The organism is Marinobacter sp. L-13 (genome assembly GCF_056857715.1).
The window spans coordinates 70,747-89,488 of the sequence record NZ_JBSXNQ010000059.1 but is presented as its reverse complement, the minus strand read 5'-3'; the positions used below and the strand labels follow the sequence as shown (position 1 = coordinate 89,488).

At 57.4% G+C, this 18,742-nt stretch carries 17 protein-coding genes; 6 read left to right on the top strand and 11 right to left on the bottom strand.

Going from position 1 to position 18,742, the window contains the following annotated elements:
• The first annotated feature begins 83 nt into the window (after positions 1–83).
• Positions 84–323, top strand: a complete 240-nt coding sequence (gene tusA, locus AC13DD_RS13930; protein WP_014577444.1) for a sulfurtransferase TusA — start codon at positions 84–86, stop codon at positions 321–323.
• Positions 324–335: 12 nt separating this feature from the next.
• Here the strand turns inward: tusA and dsbD are convergent, their stop codons facing one another.
• A complete protein-coding gene (dsbD, locus tag AC13DD_RS13925; protein WP_482931297.1) occupies positions 336–2,231 on the bottom strand; it encodes a protein-disulfide reductase DsbD in 1,896 nt (631 codons plus the stop codon).
• A gap of 187 nt (positions 2,232–2,418) precedes the next feature.
• Between dsbD and AC13DD_RS13920 the strand changes: the two genes are divergently transcribed.
• The 3 genes from AC13DD_RS13920 to pdxB are packed head-to-tail and all read left to right on the top strand — an operon-like array spanning position 2,419 to position 5,432.
• On the top strand, positions 2,419–2,973 hold the full coding sequence (locus AC13DD_RS13920) for an elongation factor P hydroxylase (RefSeq protein ID WP_482931296.1): 555 nt from the start codon (positions 2,419–2,421) through the stop codon (positions 2,971–2,973).
• Between the two features lie 6 nt (positions 2,974–2,979).
• A complete protein-coding gene (locus tag AC13DD_RS13915; protein WP_053112247.1) occupies positions 2,980–4,263 on the top strand; it encodes a DEAD/DEAH box helicase in 1,284 nt (427 codons plus the stop codon).
• A gap of 17 nt (positions 4,264–4,280) precedes the next feature.
• The gene (pdxB, locus tag AC13DD_RS13910; protein ID WP_104270074.1) at positions 4,281–5,432 is read left to right on the top strand and encodes a 4-phosphoerythronate dehydrogenase PdxB; all 1,152 of its coding nucleotides are present in this window, start codon (positions 4,281–4,283) and stop codon (positions 5,430–5,432) included.
• 49 nt (positions 5,433–5,481) lie between these two features.
• Here pdxB and htpX read toward each other — a convergent pair whose 3' ends face one another.
• From htpX to AC13DD_RS13895, 3 genes are all read right to left on the bottom strand, one after another.
• Positions 5,482–6,363 carry a protease HtpX gene (gene htpX, locus AC13DD_RS13905; protein ID WP_482931295.1) on the bottom strand — a complete coding sequence of 294 codons (882 nt, stop codon included), beginning with the start codon at positions 6,361–6,363 and terminating at the stop codon, positions 5,482–5,484.
• 95 nt (positions 6,364–6,458) lie between these two features.
• A complete protein-coding gene (locus tag AC13DD_RS13900; RefSeq protein ID WP_053112241.1) occupies positions 6,459–6,929 on the bottom strand; it encodes a hypothetical protein in 471 nt (156 codons plus the stop codon).
• Between the two features lie 11 nt (positions 6,930–6,940).
• The gene (locus AC13DD_RS13895; protein WP_014577437.1) at positions 6,941–8,155 is read right to left on the bottom strand and encodes a pyridoxal phosphate-dependent aminotransferase; all 1,215 of its coding nucleotides are present in this window, start codon (positions 8,153–8,155) and stop codon (positions 6,941–6,943) included.
• Between the two features lie 252 nt (positions 8,156–8,407).
• On the opposite strand from AC13DD_RS13895, the gene AC13DD_RS13890 reads away from it, so the two are divergent.
• Positions 8,408–8,899, top strand: a complete 492-nt coding sequence (locus AC13DD_RS13890) for a glutathione peroxidase (protein WP_053112237.1) — start codon at positions 8,408–8,410, stop codon at positions 8,897–8,899.
• A 9-nt stretch (positions 8,900–8,908) separates the two neighbouring features.
• Here the strand turns inward: AC13DD_RS13890 and AC13DD_RS13885 are convergent, their stop codons facing one another.
• Both AC13DD_RS13885 and AC13DD_RS13880 read right to left on the bottom strand, forming a co-directional pair.
• Positions 8,909–11,236, bottom strand: coding sequence for a hybrid sensor histidine kinase/response regulator (locus tag AC13DD_RS13885; protein WP_482931294.1), 2,328 nt, complete (start codon positions 11,234–11,236; stop codon positions 8,909–8,911).
• 53 nt (positions 11,237–11,289) lie between these two features.
• Positions 11,290–12,057 carry a hypothetical protein gene (locus AC13DD_RS13880; protein ID WP_014577434.1) on the bottom strand — a complete coding sequence of 256 codons (768 nt, stop codon included), beginning with the start codon at positions 12,055–12,057 and terminating at the stop codon, positions 11,290–11,292.
• A 235-nt stretch (positions 12,058–12,292) separates the two neighbouring features.
• On the opposite strand from AC13DD_RS13880, the gene AC13DD_RS13875 reads away from it, so the two are divergent.
• Entirely contained in the window at positions 12,293–13,303 is a 1,011-nt protein-coding gene (locus AC13DD_RS13875) for a LysR family transcriptional regulator (RefSeq protein ID WP_039882066.1), read from the top strand.
• On the opposite strand, the gene AC13DD_RS13870 is transcribed toward AC13DD_RS13875, so the two are convergent.
• The 5 genes from AC13DD_RS13870 to mnmA form a co-directional block, all read right to left on the bottom strand.
• Positions 13,292–14,257 carry a GNAT family N-acetyltransferase gene (locus tag AC13DD_RS13870; RefSeq protein ID WP_062782559.1) on the bottom strand — a complete coding sequence of 322 codons (966 nt, stop codon included), beginning with the start codon at positions 14,255–14,257 and terminating at the stop codon, positions 13,292–13,294. The genes AC13DD_RS13875 and AC13DD_RS13870 overlap by 12 nt on opposite strands.
• A gap of 5 nt (positions 14,258–14,262) precedes the next feature.
• The gene (locus AC13DD_RS13865; protein ID WP_482931293.1) at positions 14,263–15,414 is read right to left on the bottom strand and encodes a JmjC domain-containing protein; all 1,152 of its coding nucleotides are present in this window, start codon (positions 15,412–15,414) and stop codon (positions 14,263–14,265) included.
• Positions 15,415–15,431: 17 nt separating this feature from the next.
• Positions 15,432–16,799 carry an adenylosuccinate lyase gene (gene purB / locus AC13DD_RS13860; RefSeq protein WP_482931292.1) on the bottom strand — a complete coding sequence of 456 codons (1,368 nt, stop codon included), beginning with the start codon at positions 16,797–16,799 and terminating at the stop codon, positions 15,432–15,434.
• An 87-nt stretch (positions 16,800–16,886) separates the two neighbouring features.
• Positions 16,887–17,531, bottom strand: a complete 645-nt coding sequence (gene hflD, locus AC13DD_RS13855) for a high frequency lysogenization protein HflD (protein WP_008174761.1) — start codon at positions 17,529–17,531, stop codon at positions 16,887–16,889.
• On the bottom strand, positions 17,528–18,715 hold the full coding sequence (gene mnmA, locus AC13DD_RS13850) for a tRNA 2-thiouridine(34) synthase MnmA (RefSeq protein WP_273158071.1): 1,188 nt from the start codon (positions 18,713–18,715) through the stop codon (positions 17,528–17,530). The genes hflD and mnmA overlap by 4 nt, the downstream gene beginning before the upstream one ends.
• Positions 18,716–18,742 lie beyond the last annotated feature (27 nt).

Sequence of the window (18,742 nt, the reverse complement as noted above, 5' to 3'; positions counted from 1 at the left end):
AAACCTCCAAGTGGTTTAACTGTTATAAACAATAATTTAGCAGGTTTTTACGAAAAATCAGGTTCATTGACAGGAGACGACGTGTGACCGCAACTGACTACGACCTTGAGCTGGACGCCCGGGGCCTTTTCTGCCCGGAACCGGTCATGATGCTTCATAATCGAATCAACGATGTCCAACCTGGTGGCGTGTTGCGGGTTGTGGCGACAGACCCCTCTACCACCCGGGACATACCGAGGTTCTGCCAGTTTCTCGGCCATGAACTGGTGAAACAGCTGGAAGAGGATGATCTGTTTATCTACCTGATACGCCGGGGACAATAGCGATTTTGTCAGTCAGACTTCCGGCTGCAGCGTCTGCAGGTGACCAAGGAATTCCTCCCGATCCATTTCGCCCAGCACTCTTCGTTGGGCAAGTTCTTGCCCGTTGCTGCCATAAAATAGTATGGCTGGCGGCCCGAACAGACCCAGTTCGTCCAGCATGGCCTGCTGCTCGGGCGTGTTGTCCGTCATGTCGATCTGAAGCAGGGTGAAGGGGCTGAGCGCCTGGATTACATCCGGTTTGCTGAAAACATTGCGTTCCATCACCTTGCACGAGATGCACCAGTCGGCGTAGAAATCGAGCAGCACGGGCCGGCCCTGCTCACGAGCCTGTTCTAGCATCGCCTGAATATCCGCTGGGCGTTCGACCCGCACGAAATCAGCGTGCTGAATGCCAGCGGTCCCAATGCCGCCTGACGATGCTGAGGCGATGGTGAATGGTGCCAGAGGTTTTAATGGGTCATTGGCGCCACCCACGGCGCCTGCCAGTAACGCCAGACCATAGGCGAAGAGGACCAGGCCCAGACCTTTACGAGTGCGCTCCCAGCCCGCCTTGGCAGCGTCAAAGGCCCCCAGTTGAACGCCGGTGATGGCGACCAGGAGGCCCCACAGGGTCAATGCCAGCCACCCCGGCACCAGGCGCTCTACCAGCCAGATGGCGACGGCCAGCAACATCACACCATAAAAGTGCTTCACGGCGGTCATCCAGTGGCCAGTTGTTGGCAGGAGCTTCCGGCCACCCACCGCCACCAGAATCAGAGGAATGCCCATTCCAAGTCCGAGCGCAAACAGGGCAACCCCGCCGATTACGGCGTCCTGGGTCGTCGAGATGTACAGCAGGCTGCCAGCGAGTGGCGCAGATACGCAGGGCGATACGATCAGCGCTGACAGGGCGCCGATACCGAAAATACTGAATACCCGACTCCCCGTGAGCCGGTGACTGGCATCATTGAGTGGTTCGCGAATAAAGCGAGGCAGCTGGATTTCGAACAGATCGAACATCGACAGTGCGAAAACGACAAACATCAGCGCAAAGACGCTCAGAACCCAGGGTGACTGCAATTGTGCCTGAAGATTGAAGCTGGCCCCCAGCAGGCCGGTCAGCACGCCGGCCGCAGCGTATGTGAGTGCCATGCCCAGCACATAGCTACCGGACAGGAGCAGGGCATGGCCGGTTGTCCGGGTGTTTCTGCCGGAAACCAGTGAGGAAATAATCGGGACCATGGGCAACACACAGGGGGTGAAGGTGAGTCCCAACCCGAGGAGCAAAAATACACCGGCAATGACCAGGGTGGATTGCTGGGCCAGAAAGCCGGCGAGGCCGGTGGCGGTTTCCGTGTCGACGGGAACACTGTCGCCTGACGCAAAACCAGGTGTTGCGGCGGTCTGTGAGCCGGATCCGCCGCTACCCTGGTAGAAGAGTACATCCCGGGTCTGGGGCGGGTAACACAAGCCTGCTTTGGCGCAGCCCTGGTAGGTTACCTGAAGTTCGGCTTCCCGAAGGCCAGCAGGCAGTGCGACAGGCACACGGGCGTCAACGGGATCAAAGAAAACGGTGGTTTTTCCGAAGAATTCGTCCTCGGTCACCGTGCCTGGCGCCGAGAAAGCGGGTTCGCCCAGGCTTACCTCGGGATTTGTCGCGGTGATGCTGATCCGGTCGCGATACAGGTAGTGCCCGGGCGTGATATTCCAGGAGAGAACCACGGTGTCAGCGTCGGTCGAGAAACTGAAGGGCAGCGCTTCGTCGACGGGCAGAAAGTCGCTACCCTGGCCACCGAAAAGCGAGCCTCCATTGCCGCCGAGTGCCCAGGCGGAGGGGGAACTCAAACACACAAGGGCGAGTGCCAGAATCAGGCCCAGAGGATTTGCCCATGGGCGTTTTATCGTCGTTACTGCAGCAAAAGCCATCATTGATTGTAAGATTTCCCGGTTGGTGTCTCTCTGTTCAGAGTCTTTTCAATTGCGACTGTTACACCGCAATCGGCGCCGGCGCACGCCAGCCATGGACACGACGTGACTGTCAAAGTTCCCTCTGGTATTGGGGGCGGTAAAGTCGCACAATAGCCACCCAATGAATCACAGTCCAAATGATCTTATCATGCTGTTTAATGACCTTTTCCGGGAAGCATACCGGACAGTTCTGGTCAAAGGCAGTGATGAACCTGAATACTTGCCTGCCAGCGATCCGGAAGGTCTCGCACAGGTCGTTTTCGCTCATGGCTATTATGCCAGTGCTTTGCATGAAATAAGCCACTGGTGTATTGCTGGTGAGCACCGGCGCACACTTCATGACTATGGTTACTGGTACTGTCCGGATGGCCGGACACTGCAGCAGCAACAGGCGTTCGAGCAGGTTGAGGTCAAGCCCCAGGCCATTGAGTGGTTGTTTTCGGTGGCTGCAGGGTCCCGTTTTCACATCAGCGTGGACAACCTCTCCGGCGTTGGCGCCGCCGATGAGGAGCGGTTTCGGCAAAGAGTCAGAGACCAGGCAGGTGAGTATCTGGAACAGGGGTTGCCGCCCCGGGCCCAGAGATTTTTTGACTCGCTGGCCACATTTTACGGTACCGGAGAAATCCTAGAAGAACGCTGGCATGAAGATGCCCGACGTATCGCTCCGCTATATTCTGAATCAGGACATTCCCAGGAAAACTGAGACTTTATGACATCTGACCCAAAACACACCGGCGATCTGAGATTCAGCGATCTGAACCTCGACAAACGTTTGCTGGATGCCATTACGGCCATTGGTTTTGAATACTGCACACCCATTCAGGCCGAAACACTGCCCTGGACACTGGCCTGCGAAGATCTGATTGGTCAGGCGCAGACGGGCACCGGCAAAACCGCTGCGTTTCTGATTACGGCGATCCAGAGTTTGCTGGAAACCCCGATTCCCGAAAAGGACCGTTTTGCCTCCGAGCCGAGGGTTCTGGCCCTGGCGCCAACCCGGGAACTGGCGATGCAGATCGCGAAAGACGCTGAGCAACTGTGCCAGCATACCGGCCACAACGTAGTAACCGTTGTCGGTGGCATGAACTATGACAAGCAGCGCGATCAGCTGCAGAATGAGATCGTCGACATTCTGGTTGCTACCCCGGGCCGTCTGATCGATTTTCTCGGATCCCAGGACGTGTTTCTGGACCAGCTCGACATCCTGATCCTTGATGAGGCTGATCGCATGCTGGACATGGGCTTCATTCCCGATGTGAAGCGCATTATCCGCAAATGCACACCCAAAGAGGAGCGCCAGACCCTGCTGTTCAGTGCCACGTTCAACCAGGACGTGCTGAACCTCGCCTCCATGTGGACCAGCAACGCGGAGTTTGTCGAAATTGAACCGGAGCAGAAAACGGCGGAGCGGGTTGAACAGACCGTCTACCTGGTGGGCGACGATGAAAAGCTGCCGGTGCTCGTCAATTTCCTGAAGCGGCCGGAAGTGGAAAAGGCGCTGGTATTTGCCAACCGTCGGGATCAGTGCCGCGACCTGGAAGAAGATCTGAGGAACCAGGGGGTCAAAGTTGCCCTGATGTCAGGCGAAATAGCCCAGAACAAGCGCCTCAAAACCCTGGACCAGTTCAAAAAAGGCAGCATCCAGGTCCTGGTGGCCACCGATGTGGCTGGCCGTGGTATTCACGTCAACGGCGTCACCCACGTTTTCAACTACAATCTGCCTGATAATGCCGAAGATTATGTGCACCGGATTGGCCGCACAGGCAGGGCTGGCAAACACGGGGTTTCCATCAGTTTTGCCGGTGAGGATGACTCGTTCGCGCTTCCCGCCATCGAAACCTACATCAGCCAGAAGCTGAAGACTGCCGTGCCCGATGAGGCGCTCATGGCGCCGATGGACAATCCGCCAATTACCCGCAAGCGCGGTCGTCGCCCGCAGGGTGGCGGTGGACGTGGTCAGGGTGGGCGCAATCAGCGTCAGCGCAGGAACTGACAGGGCCGAATATCATCATGTTGATCGTAGCAGACGAAAACATTCCCTTACTGGATTCCTTTTTCGGCGATATCGGAGAGATTCGCCGGGTATCCGGCCGTTCCATGTCGAACGAGGATGTCCGGGATGCCGATATCGTGCTGGTTCGTTCCGTCACCAGGGTAAATCGTGAGCTCCTGGAGGGCAGTCGGGTTCGGTTTGTCGGCACAACCACCATCGGTACCGACCATGTCGATCTCGACTGGCTCGAGGCCGCGGGTATTCGCTTCTCGGCGGCGCCCGGCTGCAACGCCAACAGTGTTGCCGAGTACGTGTTGTCTGTGCTTTCGCTGCATGCCGAGCGGCGTGGCCTTGCTGACTGGTCCCAGCTCAGTGTTGGTATTGTCGGGGTCGGCAATGTCGGTGGCGAACTGGCCCACAAACTGGAACGCCTTGGATTTGATGTGCGCCTCTGTGATCCGCCCAGGGCGGATCGGGAAGAGGACGACCAGGAATTTGTGTCGCTGGAAGAGGCCATGAAGTGTGATGTGGTGTCCCTTCACACACCTTTGACACGAGAAGGCGACCATCCCACGCTGCATATGATTGGTCATCCCGAGCTTGAGGCTCTGGGCGCAAATCAGCTCCTTATCAATGCTGGTCGTGGAGAAGTCATCGACTCGTCAGCATTGCTGGCCCGGCTTGACCAGGGTAACGCGCCGACCGTGGCGCTGGATGTCTGGGAACAGGAGCCGAGGATTCACCCCGAACTGGTTGACCGGGTCTGGTTGGCGACACCGCACATCGCCGGATACAGCCTCGAAGGCAAGGTTCAGGGGACGGAAATGATCTACCAGGCGCTTAGCCAGTTTCTGGGCTTGCCGGTTCGCAAGAAAGCCGGCCAGTTTTTACCCGAGCCGGCGCTCAGCAAGATTTCCTTTACCAGCTCGGCCGACGAAGACGATGCCATCCGCATTGCGCTGAGGGCTTGCTATGACCCTCGTCCCGACGATGCCCGGCTGCGGAATGCCATGACCGGATCCGTTGAAGAGCGAGGTGCGGCTTTTGACAGGCTCCGTCGTGATTACCCGGTCCGTCGGGAGTGTTCCAGTCTCAAGATTCAGCTCAAGGGCACCAGCAAATCGCTGCAGGACAGTTTCCGGGCCATTGGGTTCAAGTTGAAAATCTGAACGAGTCTCACCTGTACAACAAAAAACGGGGCCCTCGGGCCCCGTTTTTTTACAGCTTGGCGTGCTGCAATGCCTGTATCCGGTCTTCCAGGGGCGGATGAGTCATAAACAGGGCGCTCAGGCCGCCCCGGGCTCCGCGATTGATGCCGAATGCCTGGAGCGAATCCGGCATCTGATCCGGCACTTCACTTTCCTGTTTCAGTCTTGCAAGCGCGCTGATCATGGCTGTGCGCCCCGCCAGTTGGGCGCCAGCGATGTCGGCCCGGAATTCCCGCCGGCGGGAGAACCAGAACACGATCGTACTGGCAAGTATGCCCAGGACGATCTCGGCAACGATGCTGACCGCGAAAAAGCCGAGGCCATGTCCGCTTTCATTCTTGAAAATCACCCGGTCGACAAAGGAGCCGATCACCCGGGACGCGAAGATGACGAAGGTATTCACCACACCCTGAATCAACGCCAGTGTCACCATGTCACCATTGGCAACATGGCCGATTTCGTGGCCCAGGACCGCCCGAATCTCATCCTTGTTAAAGCGGTGCAAAAGCCCTTCACTGACCGCGACTAGTGCGTCGTTCTTGTTCCAGCCCGTTGCAAAGGCATTGGACTGGGACGCAGGAAAAATCGCGACTTCCGGCATGCCGATACCGGCGTTTTTGGCCAGCTGCGCCACAGTATCCACGAGCCAGCGTTCGGCAGGAGTGCGCGGGGAATCAATGACCCGGGCCTTGGTGCTCCACTTGGCCATTCGCTTGGAGATCAGCAGAGACACGATGGCGCCGGCAAATCCGAAGACCGCCGCGAAGGCCAGCAAAGAGCCATACTGAATACCATTCTGGGCGAGGTAGCTATCCACGCCCAACAGCCGCAGTGTAAAGCTCGCGACAAGGATGACAGCAAGGTTGGTTGCCAGAAACAGCAGAATACGCATGTTGGTGCCCTGATCAGTTCGTCAAAGAAAATAAAGCCGCTATTCAGACCGTTATATGCGGTCGCGGTTCAATCAATCAACGAGCTTACGGTGATTTAATAATTGCCGCGGTCGGCAAAAAAGGTTGCCTGCATGATCTGGCTGATTCGGGCGGAGTTCCCCCCGCGCAGCGCCCTGCGAATCAGGTGGATGTGAGTGGAAAGATCCTCCTGAACGGAAGGGGGCAGATTACCGGCAGCCGTTTCCTCGGGGATTCCGAATTCGCTGGTCAGAGTCTCTGGCGCCGGCGCGCTCAGGCGGATAAAGGCGTCTCTGGTCAGAACCGCCTGGTCCAGAGCCTCCTGGCGGATGGTGTCGACGTACCGGAGCAGGCCTTCCTCTGCGAGCCAGAGCAGGGCGCCGAAACAGGCCATGTGTCGCTTGCTGTGCAGGCCAAATTCGTCCGGCTCATCCGGGCCGGCAATGTCCTCGACAAACAGGTTGATGCGCCTGGGAAAGGCGCCATACAACTGCACCAGGGCAATGGCCGCATCCTTGTAGAATTCCTCGACGTGAATATCCGCCATGGTTTTCCCCGTTATTGCTGGTATTGGCCAAGGAAATTGCCGAGCCGGCCCATGGCATCCTCGAGGGTATCTTCCCTGGGCAGGAACACGACTCTCAGGTGCTGCCTGTCATCGATATTGAAGGCCGACCCCTGCACCAGGAGGATTTTCTCTTGCAACAGCAGGTCCAGAACCAGTTTCTCGTCGTTCACGATAGGGAAGTGCTTGGGGTCCAGTTTCGGAAACAGGTAAAGCGCACCCTGGGGTTTGACGCAGCTCACGCCCGGAATGTCGTTAAGCATGCGCCAGGCGGTTTCCCTTTGCTCGTAGAGCCGCCCGCCTGGCGCCACCAGATCGTTGATGGACTGGTAGCCTCCCAGGGCTGTCTGAATGGCCAGTTGGGCCGGAACGTTGGCACACAGGCGCATATTCGAGAGCATGTCGATGCCTTCGATCAGATCTTTCGCCCGGTGTTTTGCTCCACTGACGATCATCCAGCCCGAGCGGTAACCCGCAGCCCGGTAATTCTTGGACAGGCCGTTATAGGTAAAGAACAGCACGTCGTCGGCCAGCGAGGCGGTCGAGATGTGCTGGGTACCGTCATAGAGGATCTTGTCGTAGATCTCGTCCGACAGAATAATCAGGTTGTGCTTGCGGGCCAGTTCGATGACCTGCTCGAGAAGCTCCTTTGAATACACGGCCCCGGTCGGGTTGTTGGGGTTGATCAGAACAATGGCACGGGTCCGCCGGGTGATCTTCTTGCGGATATCGTCAATATCCGGAAACCAGTCCTGCTGTTCGTCGCAGCGATAGTGCACGGGCTTGCCGCTGGAAAGTGTGACGGCTGCGGTCCACAAGGGGTAGTCGGGGGCCGGGATCAGGACTTCGTCGCCGGTATTCAACATGGCCTGCATCGTCATAACGATCAACTCGCTGACGCCGTTGCCCAGGAAAATATCGTCGATATCGACCTTGTCGATACCCCGCTGCTGGCAGTAGTGCATGACCGCCTTGCGGGCGGAGAACAACCCCTTCGACTCCACATAGCCCTGGGCCTGGTGCATGTTGTAGATGACGTCCTGCTGGATTTCTTCCGGGACATCCAGTTCGAACGCTGCAGGGTTGCCAATATTAAGCTTGAGTACCCGGTGACCCTCTTCCTCTAGCCGGCGTGCCTCCCGCAGAACCACGCCACGGATTTCATAACACACGTTATCCAGCTTGGCGGATTTGTAGTAGTTCTGCATAAGACCCGGACGTCCTTCTTTTGAGATCGAAAAATGGCACCTGCCAATACGAGAGGCCTTTATTCTAGCGGAGCGAGGCCCGGCGGCAACAGGGGAATTATGATGAATTGTGTCGTGTTAAGGCAGATTTAGCACACAAACCTGAACCGGTTTTTAAAAATGATCGCCGTAGAGCCTGCATTGCCATGGTTTTTTGGTCTGTGTTGTGAACAATGGAGTCACGACGAACACAAACATCGAAGGGAGAGCTCCATGGCAGGCGAGACGGTCTACGATTTTACGGTAAGGGATATCAAGGGTAATGAACAAAGCATGGCAGAGTACCGGGGCAAGGTGCTCCTGATCGTGAATACCGCGAGTAAATGTGGTTTCACACCGCAATTCGAAGGCCTGCAGTCCCTGCACAACGAATTGGGGAGTAAGGGGTTTGAGGTTCTGGGTTTTCCCTGCAACCAGTTCCTTAATCAGGACCCGGGCGACGAGGATGCAATTAGCCAGTTCTGCAGTCTCAACTACGGGGTCGACTTCCCCATGTTTTCCAAGGTCGAAGTCAACGGTGATGGCGCACACCCACTGTTTCGTTTTCTCAAGCATGAAGCCAAGGGACTGATGGGGTCGGAAAAGATCAAGTGGAACTTCACCAAGTTCCTGGTAGCTCCCGATGGCAAGGTAGTCCGTCGCTATCCGCCTACAACCAAGCCGGAGGATATTCGGGCCGACATCGAGAAACTGTTACCGGCCTGAAGGCCGCGGTCAAATCGCGGGGCGCCAGCGGTCGATGACCGTCCTGAGCTCTTCGCGCTTGTACGGCTTGGTAATGTAGTCGTTCATGCCTGAGGCGAGGCAGTCCTCGCGGTCGCCCTGCATCACATTTGCGGTAACAGCGATGATCGGCAGGTTTTTCCATTCGGGGTTTTGCCGAATCCTCTGTGTTGCTTCGTAGCCGTCCATAACCGGCATCTGGCAATCCATCAGCACCAGGTCATAGTGGTTGCTTTCCAATGCCTGTATGGCCTTGAGGCCGTTCTCTGCGTGATCTGTGCGATGGCCGAGTTTCTTGAGCAGGCTGGCGGCCACCATCTGGTTGACCTGATTGTCCTCCACCAGAAGGATTTTCAGGGAAGCCTCCGCGCCGGTTTGCTCATCGTCTTCCACGGCGTTGGCCGTTTGTTCCTCGCTGTCCAGCAGCCCTGCGGCCAGAAGCAGGCAACGTAGCAATTCATCCCGACGCAATGGCAACGAGAGCAGCTGTTGCTGCCCCAGGGCAGGGGGCAGGGTGCCGGAAGAGTCCACCAGTACGACGCCGGCGCCTTGCCAGTTGTCGGCGAATGCCAGGGTTTCTTCGTCTCCGGCGTTGGCAAGGGCAAGTAGAATTCCATCCGGGTGTCTGCTCGCGCCGCGTATCGGGATGCCCCATTTACGAAGTTGGGCTTCGATCGCAGACCGGTGTGGGTTGTCCGGTGGTATTGCCATCGCTATGCCAATGTCCTTGAGGCGGGAATCCACGCGGGGCAGATCATAATCTTCGCTGGCTTCATGAACCGGCAGGGGCAGGGTAACGGTGAAGTGTGTGCCGCTGCCCTCCCGGGAGTCCACCAGAATCTGGCCATGCATACGTTCGACAAGTTGACGGCAGAGCGTCAGGCCGAGACCGGTGCCCCCATAAAGCCGCGTGGTCTCTGCATCAGCCTGGGAGAAGGGTGAGAAAATCCGGTGCAGGCCCTCAGTAGACATACCGATCCCGGTATCCACGACATCGATTCTCAGGCTACCCCCGGAGTAGGCTGCCTCTAGTTTCACGCTGCCTTCGTCCGTGAATTTGATGGCATTGCTCAGGAGGTTGTTGAGCACCTGGCGTACCCGTGTCGGGTCTCCCAGGAAGTCTTCAGGGAGATCCGGATCGATTTCGGTGACCAGGTGAATACGCTTGCGCCGCGCCTGTTGGGCATGGAGTGTCGCGCACTCTTCGATCAGGTGCCGGACACTGAAGGGGATGTTTTCCAGACTGAGTTTGCCGGCCTCCACTTTCGAGATGTCCAGTATGTCGTTAAGCAGCCCGAGCAGGCTTTCACCGGCGTTCAGGGCAATTTCTATCCTGTTGCGCTGGGCAGAATCCAGCTCGCCCTCGAGTGCCAGGCCGAGCATCCCGAGAACTCCATTGAGCGGAGTCCGGATCTCATGGCTCATGCTGGCCAGGAAATTGGCCCGTGCCCGCGCCCGGCGAACTGCATCTTCCTTGGCTTTGACCAGGGCGCGATTACCACGCTGCAAAGCATCGTTCTTTTCGGAGATCTCCCGGGTCCGGTCCGCCACCTCCTGCTCAAGCTGGGTGGAGTAGTTTTTCATGGCACTCTCGGCGTGCCGGAGTTGTGCAAGGCTCGAATCGATGGTTTCCAGGTGTTGGTTGATGATGCCAACCATGGTCCCGATCTCGTCTTCCCGATGGTTTGCCGGGATCGGAAGCCTGACCTTTTCCGGAGAGGTAGCCCGCACCTGGCTCAGTGCGCTGATCACATTGAGCATGGGACGGGTCAGCACAAAATAGAAAATGGCAAGGAGAGCTGCAGACAGGATCAGGCTTTTCAGTAGCCCGCTGATCAGCGTGTATCCGGCTCGTTGGAGGAAGAGCGCCCCATAGTGATAGGTGTCAATGGTGACGATCAGATGCCCAAGTGGCAGATCCTCAAGTTGCGGAACCCGGAGCTCCTGTCGAAATACGCGATCCGGCCCGAACAGCAGATCGCTGACCCAGCGATAGGGCGAGACCGGGCTGCTCTTGCTGGATGCTGCCATGGTCTCGTCGTCATTATCGGTAATCCGGGCATCAATGGTCGCGGGATGGCGAAGCAGGCCGTCGAGCAACTCTTCCGCCAGGCGGACGTCGATGTTGTAGGCAATCTGGGAGGCCGGGCTGTTGCTGATATCGATCAGCGCATGGATTTCCTTCTCCATGGAATCCTTCGCGCTAAAGTAGTCCAGGGTAATCTGGACCACATTCAGCACCAGCCCGAGGGCCATGGCAACGAGGACCGTGTCTCGAGTCAGTCTATAGGAAAGCCGTTGTTTGAAGCCGTTGCTCACGGGTTTGCACTGTCCCTGTTGACGGGCCTCTCACAGCGACCCGTTCGGTACCTTCAGTCGTCGTAATCGGCCTTTTTCTTCCACTCATCGTCGTGGAGAAAAGTATCCCACTCTCGGTCCAGTTTGGACTCTCCCTGCGGGCTTTCCTTACCCTCTGCACTCATGGCCTCAAGTTCCTGAATGCGCGTCCGGAAGCTCTTCACTGCTTTCATGGCAAGTGGATTGTCGCGGGATTTACCCATTTCGGTACTGGCCAGGTGATAGGCATGAATGGCCTTCCGGATCTGGTTCTGGCGAACATAGTCCCGGGCCTGAAACACATGAAGATCCGCGTGGGTCTTGTGGACAAGGAAGAGCACATACTTGAGGTTTTTCTTGGCGGTGGCCGAATCAATCCGCCCGCTCTTGTGCATGGCTTCAATCATCTTGAACAGATTCTGAAGCAATTCCTTGACGTAATTCGATTTTTCCGCGGAATCAATCTTGACTGGCGTGGTGGTGTCGCGCTTTTCAACGATCTGTGTTTTCAGTTCTGCAGCGGACTTCTGCCATTCCTTGACCGGCAGGTTCGACTTCAGGCCGGCCAGCTCCGCGCAAGCTTCTTCCATGCGTTTAATCAGAAGCAGTTTCAGATCCGCTGTCAGGTATTGGCCTGGAATTTCGGTCAGCAGGCGATTGGCCCTGTTATAGGCGTCTTCCTGAGCGGTAATCTTGCGCGCCCGTTCAATGCGGGCGCGTTCCCGCATCTGACTGAGCACAATAATGACAATCGAGACGGTAACGATGGCCGCCAGCAGAAGGACGATCGTAGTGGTATCCATTTTGTCAGTAACGACTCCGGCTTCAGGATCAAATGATGGCGGGTGTACAAACCGGCCTCAAAACACCGATATTATTCAGCAAGTATCCGAAAGACTAGCAGAAATACCGCTCCAGATCCGTTTTCAAATGTGAAAGTTCGTGTTGCTGATTGATTACGTGAATCCTCGCTATCATGTATATTGCTCTCGTGAATGAGCCTCGCTTTTCCTGTTGTTCTGGCGTTCCGGAGTTTTTGTGGATATTTCCCGTGTTGATCTGAACCTGCTCGTGTACCTGGATGTCTTGCTGCGCGAGCGGAATGTGACCAAGGCAGCGAACCACCTGGGTATTACCCAGCCTGCCATGAGCAATGGTTTGAAGCGATTGCGGGATCTGTTCAGTGATCCGCTCCTGGTGCGAACCAGTGAGGGTATGACGGCCACGGAGCGCGCGCGTGAACTACAACCGCTGGTGCGGGGAATCCTGTCGGATATTGAACAGGCCGTGCAAGATAAGACACCCTTTTCAGCTCTTGAAAGCCAGCGCGTGTTCCGGATTATGGCCAGTGATTATGCCGAATCCTGCCTGATGCCCCGGGTTCTGAGGCGGATCCGTCAGGAAGCGCCGCACGTCACCCTGGATGTGCTCACGCCCAGTGACGTCAGCTTCCTGGATGTCGAGCAGGGGCGGTTGGATATGGCGATCAACCGGTTCGACAAGATCCCCCAGTCTTTCCATCAGAAGACCCTCTGGACCGAGTATTTTGCCTGCCTGATGAACGCCCGTAACCCGGTATTGAAGGAGCCCTTCACCCTGGACACCTATCTGGACGCCAGCCATATCTGGGTCAGCAAGACCGGGTTTGGTGTTGGTGTTGGTGTAAACCCAAAGGATGTCCAGCGACTGGGCTGGGTTGATGAGGCGCTGTCGAGAATGGGGCGCAAGCGACAGATTTCCGTTTTCACCCGTCACTATCAGGTTGCAATGCTGCTGGCCGAGCAGCATGACCTGATTGCCACGCTGCCATCCCGGGCAGCCTGGCTGCAGAAAGACAACCCGAATCTTGTGGTCAAGGTGCCTCCGTTCGAGATTCCACCGTTCGAGCTGAAAATGGCCTGGAGCCCACTGTTGCAGCACAACGCGGACCATCAATGGCTGCGCAAACTGATTGCTGAGGTGGCTACTGAGGTGGATACCGAGTTTGCTCCGTTCGGGGCCAGGTTCGAAGCGCCGGACGCGCCCCAGGCCCATCACTCAGAGCGGTAGTTCCCGAAGCTCCAGGGAAGGGCGGGCTGCATCCCACATGCGTTGGAAGTTTTCCGACAAGAGCTTTACGCGGCCGCCGTCCGAGAACTTGGCGAAACCCTCTGGCTTGTAGAAATCATGTCGGTACACCACGCCTTCACGGTCCGCAATAATGAAGGGCTGGTCCTCAACCGGGTAGTCCTCGTTGACCAGTCGAAGTTCCATGCGGCTCGGCAGCCGGCGCATCAGTTCGACCAGTGTGTGTCGACGTTTCACCAGCGGCTTATCGTCATGGATCAGCAACCTGACTTCGCTGAGCCGATGCCGACGAGCCAGGGCGGAGATCAGCTCCCGGAAACGATGCCGGTCATACAGATCGTGTTCTAGCAGGCGGTCATACAGCCAGATGCGCTGGCCGGCCTGGCCAACCACCGAATCCATTAGCCCCAGTAGCCTGGCCTCGGTATCAAACAGCCAGGAGTCTGTGTCGCTGCCCAGAATCATCGGCCGGTCCCGGGAGCCAAGGCCCTCGGCCGCGAGTCCCGGTGCCAGGCTACGCATGTCAAAGTGGGGAATGCCGGCGTCGTCGTAAACGCCCGAACAGACGTGGAAGCCTGACCGTTGATAAAAAGGAATGGCGTGCTCCTGGGCAGACAACCTGAGCTCGGCAAAACGGTCAGCCGATTCTGCGATCAGGTGCCGGAGCAATGCTTCCCCGATACCCTGTCCGCGGTATTGGGGCAGGATCGCCATGCGACCGATGTGGCCGGTCTCTTCAAGGGTTGAAAACAGTCGTGCCACGCCTGCCGGGGTATTGTCTGGCAGCACTGCCAGATAGTGATCGGCAATTTCGTCGGTTTCATCCCACTCCAGCTCCGGCGGGACTTTCTGTTCCTCAATAAACACCTGCTGGCGGATATCCCGGATGGATGCCGGGGCCAGTTGCCAGCTGTATTTGCGAAACCGGATGCTCATAAAGCTTATTCGAAGTAAATCGAGCCTTGATTGTAGAGGGTGGTCAGAAGCCCAAGCAATGCTTCGTCTTCGGAGAGCCGGGCGAGGGTCGGCATATCGACGCGGGCCCCCGAGCAGAGAAGCGGAGCAAACGGTTGGGCATCGCCCTTGAGCAGGAACTGCTCGCCGTCCACAAACAGGGCGGTTTCGCTGGCAAACTCGTAGTACGCGAAACGTGAGCCTTCGTTCCACCGCAGCTGCTCGCCCGCGTGTATTGCTTCGGCGACGTCTCCGGTGGACGCAGGCTCCTCCGCGGGCACGACAATATCCATGCTCTTGGGCGCCGTTGAGAACTGGCCAAACCAGAGGGCCAGTTGCCGGCGGTCCTCAAGTTTTTCCCAAATAACGGTCTCGAGGCGGTCAACCACATCCGGCTGAATCGTGCCCGGATTGTCCTGTATTTTCAGATCCGGATCGTTCAGGTGATCTGAGGCGTCAGACTGGCTGCAGAGGAAATCGGTAAATCCGGTCAGAATGTCATCCACGGTGGGTGCACGGAAGCCAACCGACAGCGTGATACAGTCATCCTCGGCCACTCCATGGTGGCCAATACCCGGCGGCAGATACAGCATGTCACCGGGTGCCAGAGTAACGGTTTCTTCGCCATCCCAGCTGCTCAGAATGCGCAGCGGAGTGCCCTCCACGCGGGGAGAGGTATGATCGCAATGGCCTCCAAACGTCCACCGGCGGTGGCCCTGGGCCTGGAGGAGGAATACATCATACTGGTCGTAATGGGGGCCAACGCTGCCGCCTTTCGGGGCAAAACTGGCCATAATGTCATCCAGGCGCCAATTGGGGATGAAGCGGAAGTGTTCCAGCAAATCTGCAATATCGGGCACCCAGTGGTCCAGCCCCTGCACCAGGAGCGTCCAGTCCTGTTCGGGCAGGCTGCTGAACCGGTCCGGCGAAAAGGGGCCGTTGTGGAGCTGCCAGGGCTTGCCATCGTCATTTTCGATCACAATCCGGGACTCGACGCCCTCCTCACAGGCCAGGCCGGCCAGTTCATCAGCGCTGACCGGGCACTGGAAATCGGGAAACGCCTGACGGATAACCAGCGGCTTTTTCTGCCAATAGTCCCGCAGAAATTCAGAGGGTGTGAGTCCGCCAAGCATGTCCATGGGTGTTACTCCCGGTTTCAGATGTTTTGTGCCTGATCGACTGCGTTACCGATGTAACGGCCCGGCGTCAAAGCCATCAGTTCGGCCTTGGCCTGATCTGGAATGTCGAGGCTCTCAACGAAATTCTTGATCACTTCCGGCGTCATTGCCTTGCCACGGGTCAATGCCTTGAGTTTTTCATAGGGCTTTTCGATATTGTACCGGCGCATCACCGTCTGGATCGGCTCGGCAAGCACTTCCCAGGCATGGTCCAGGTCTTCATCCAGTCGGGCCGGATTGATTTCCAGTTTGCCCAGGCCTTTTAGGGTGGCTTCGTAGGCAATCAAGCTGTGCGCAAAGCCAACACCCAGGTTACGCAGTACGGTGGAGTCGGTCAGATCCCGCTGCCAGCGTGATATAGGCAGTTTGGCAGAGAGGTGGCTGAACAGCGCATTGGCGATGCCAAGGTTGCCCTCGGAGTTCTCGAAATCGATGGGATTGACCTTGTGGGGCATGGTCGAAGAGCCTACTTCGCCTTCTACCGTTTTCTGCTTGAAGTAGCCGAGGGAAATATAGCCCCAGACGTCACGGTCCAGATCGATCAGGATGGTGTTGAAGCGAGCGACGGAGTCATACAGCTCGGCAATGTAATCGTGCGGTTCGATCTGGGTGGTGTAAGGGTTCCAGTCGAGCCCGAGGCTCTCGATGAACTCCCGTGCGTTCTGGGCCCAGTCGATTTCCGGATAGGCGGAGAGATGGGCGTTGTAATTACCCACGGCACCGTTGATCTTGCCCAACAGCTCGGTTTCCCCGATCTGTTTTACCTGGCGCCGCAGACGGTGAACGACGTTCGCCAGCTCTTTGCCCACGGTCGTGGGCGAGGCCGTCTGGCCGTGAGTGCGCGACAGCATCGGTTGTTCGGCATGGTCATGAGAAAGCTGCGCCAACTTGTCGACAACGCGGTCCATGGCCGGTAGCAGGCCGTGGTCCAGGCCTTCCCGCAGCATCAGCGCATGGGAGAGGTTATTGATGTCTTCAGAAGTGCAGGCGAAGTGAACAAATTCCGTGACAGCGTGCAGCTCAGGAACGCTGGCGATCTTTTCCTTGATGAAGTACTCCACCGCTTTCACATCGTGATTGGTGGTGCGTTCGATGTCCTTGATACGCTCTGCGTCTTCCAGGCTGAATTCGCTCACCAGACGGTCCAGGAAGCCGTTGGCGTCGGCGGAAAACGCAGGAACCTCGGCCACGCCAGGGTGAGCGGCCAGTTTCTGTAGCCAGCGGATCTCGACGGTCACCCGGTTCCGGATCAGGCCATACTCACTGAAAATTTCACGGAAGACGCTGACCTTGTTGCCATAGCGTCCATCGACCGGGGAAATGGCGGTCAGGGCGGTGAGTTCCATCGAAAACCTCTCAAGTCATCAAAGAATCGGATCAAAAGAAAATAGGGGTGCATATCATACACCACCGCCGGCTCTGAATCAGCGCCGTCAGTGGTAGAGGGAGCGATTGGCTTCTTCGGCAAGCTCTTTGGCAAGCCCGATCACTTTCTTGCGGGCAAAGATCAGTTGCCAGCGTCGGCCGCCGGTCTGGCGCCAGAGCACTGCGGAACGGATACCCGCCAGCAGCAGTGCCCGCACTTTCGCGGCATTCTCCTCGCGTTGGAGCACAGAGGGGTTACCGCTCACCTGGATACGCTGGCGAAAGGTGCTGATGGTATCGGCGTAGACGGAAGCCAGATTGCTGATCAGGTTCGGGTGTGTGTACCCGAAGTGGCTGGCGGTGTGCCTGGCCTGATCAATGCGACTGCCAATCACGTCCAGCATGTCAGAGCGGCGATTCAGTTTGGATTCGAGCTGGATCAGGTTGAGGGCGTAGCGCAGAACTTCGATGTCCTGCTGCCGTGACTGCTGGCTGAGCACCGAGGACAGGGTGACGAGGCCTTCGCGGATATCGCGAAGCTCGCCTCCGTAGACGTCCAGTGTGTTCTCGGGGTTGGTGGCAAACAGGGAACGGATAGATGTTTCCAGGCTGGCCTCGTTGCACTGGCCATTGTGGGCAATCTGCTGGACCAGGTTGGCGGCCTGGAATACCCCGGCCAACGCCAGGGTCTGATCCTTGAGTGAGCGGCTCATGCGGTCTGTTCCTCGGAACGTGTGCCGGTCAGACGGTCTGGAAGTGGTTCGTCGTCACGCCAGGTCTGCTCAATAACGCCGCCACCAAGGCACACCTCGCCGTCGTAGAAAACCACGGACTGCCCGGGCGTGACAGCCCGCTGGGCGTCGTCAAAATCGACGCGGACACCGCCGTCGATCAACAGAACCTGGCAATCCTGATCCGGCTGGCGATAACGGGTCTTGGCCTTGCAGCGGAAATGTCCAGCAGGTGCCTCTCCGGCAACCCAGTCGATCGGACCGGATACGAGGCCACGGGAAAAGAGCAGGGGATGGTGTTTGCCCTGAACCGCAACAAGCACATTGCGGCTGAGGTCTTTCTCCGCCACATACCAGGGCTCGTCCCCGAATTCACTGAGACCGCCAATGCCCAGGCCCTGTCTCTGGCCGATGGTGTGATACATAAGGCCCTGGTGCCGGCCAATTTTCTGGCCGTCCGGTGTTTCAATGTCGCCGGGCTGGGCCGGAAGGTATTGCTTCAGGAAGTCTTTGAACTTGCGTTCGCCGATAAAGCAGATACCGGTGGAGTCTTTTTTATCATGGGTAACGAAACCCTGTTGCTCGGCAATACGGCGGACTTCCGGTTTTTCCAGCTCGCCGACCGGGAAAAGGGTCCGCGCAATGCGGTCGCCGGAGACGGCATGCAGGAAATAGCTCTGGTCCTTGTTCGGATCCAGTCCCTTCAGGAGTTGGGCCTTGCCCGTTGAACCAGCAATCGGCCGTTGCCGGGCGTAGTGGCCCGTTGCAATATAGTCGGCACCAAGGGTGATGGCATAGTCCAGAAAAGCCCGGAATTTCACTTCTTTGTTACAAAGAATATCCGGATTGGGTGTTCGTCCGGCCTGATATTCAGAGAGGAAGTGCTCAAAAACCCGGTCCCAGTACTCGGCTGCAAAACTGGCGGTGTGCAGTTTGATGCCGATGGCAACGGCAACGGCCTGGGCGTCGGCCAGATCTGTCATGGCTGTGCAGTACTCGGTGCCGTCATCCTCGTCCCAATTTTTCATGAACAGGCCTTCAACCTGATAGCCCTGGTCTTTCAGAAGCCAGGCGGCCACTGAAGAATCCACGCCGCCGGACATGCCGACGATCACACGCGTGTTGGCGTTACTGTTTGGAGAGGAGGCTTCGGGTGCGTTGGTCATGACAGCTTCGTTACCGACTAAAAAACC

Excerpts from the sequence above, each read along its gene's own strand:
- dsbD (WP_482931297.1), bottom strand. The coding sequence starts at position 2,231 with ATGATGGCTTTTGCTGCAGTAACGACGATAAAACGCCCATGGGCAAAT.
- AC13DD_RS13920 (WP_482931296.1), top strand. The coding sequence starts at position 2,419 with ATGCTGTTTAATGACCTTTTCCGGGAAGCATACCGGACAGTTCTGGTC.
- AC13DD_RS13915 (WP_053112247.1), top strand. The coding sequence starts at position 2,980 with ATGACATCTGACCCAAAACACACCGGCGATCTGAGATTCAGCGATCTG.
- pdxB (WP_104270074.1), top strand. The coding sequence starts at position 4,281 with ATGTTGATCGTAGCAGACGAAAACATTCCCTTACTGGATTCCTTTTTC.
- htpX (WP_482931295.1), bottom strand. The coding sequence starts at position 6,363 with ATGCGTATTCTGCTGTTTCTGGCAACCAACCTTGCTGTCATCCTTGTC.
- AC13DD_RS13900 (WP_053112241.1), bottom strand. The coding sequence starts at position 6,929 with ATGGCGGATATTCACGTCGAGGAATTCTACAAGGATGCGGCCATTGCC.
- AC13DD_RS13895 (WP_014577437.1), bottom strand. The coding sequence starts at position 8,155 with ATGCAGAACTACTACAAATCCGCCAAGCTGGATAACGTGTGTTATGAA.
- AC13DD_RS13890 (WP_053112237.1), top strand. The coding sequence starts at position 8,408 with ATGGCAGGCGAGACGGTCTACGATTTTACGGTAAGGGATATCAAGGGT.
- AC13DD_RS13880 (WP_014577434.1), bottom strand. The coding sequence starts at position 12,057 with ATGGATACCACTACGATCGTCCTTCTGCTGGCGGCCATCGTTACCGTC.
- AC13DD_RS13870 (WP_062782559.1), bottom strand. The coding sequence starts at position 14,257 with ATGAGCATCCGGTTTCGCAAATACAGCTGGCAACTGGCCCCGGCATCC.
- AC13DD_RS13865 (WP_482931293.1), bottom strand. The coding sequence starts at position 15,414 with ATGGACATGCTTGGCGGACTCACACCCTCTGAATTTCTGCGGGACTAT.
- purB (WP_482931292.1), bottom strand. The coding sequence starts at position 16,799 with ATGGAACTCACCGCCCTGACCGCCATTTCCCCGGTCGATGGACGCTAT.
- hflD (WP_008174761.1), bottom strand. The coding sequence starts at position 17,531 with ATGAGCCGCTCACTCAAGGATCAGACCCTGGCGTTGGCCGGGGTATTC.
- mnmA (WP_273158071.1), bottom strand. The coding sequence starts at position 18,715 with ATGACCAACGCACCCGAAGCCTCCTCTCCAAACAGTAACGCCAACACG.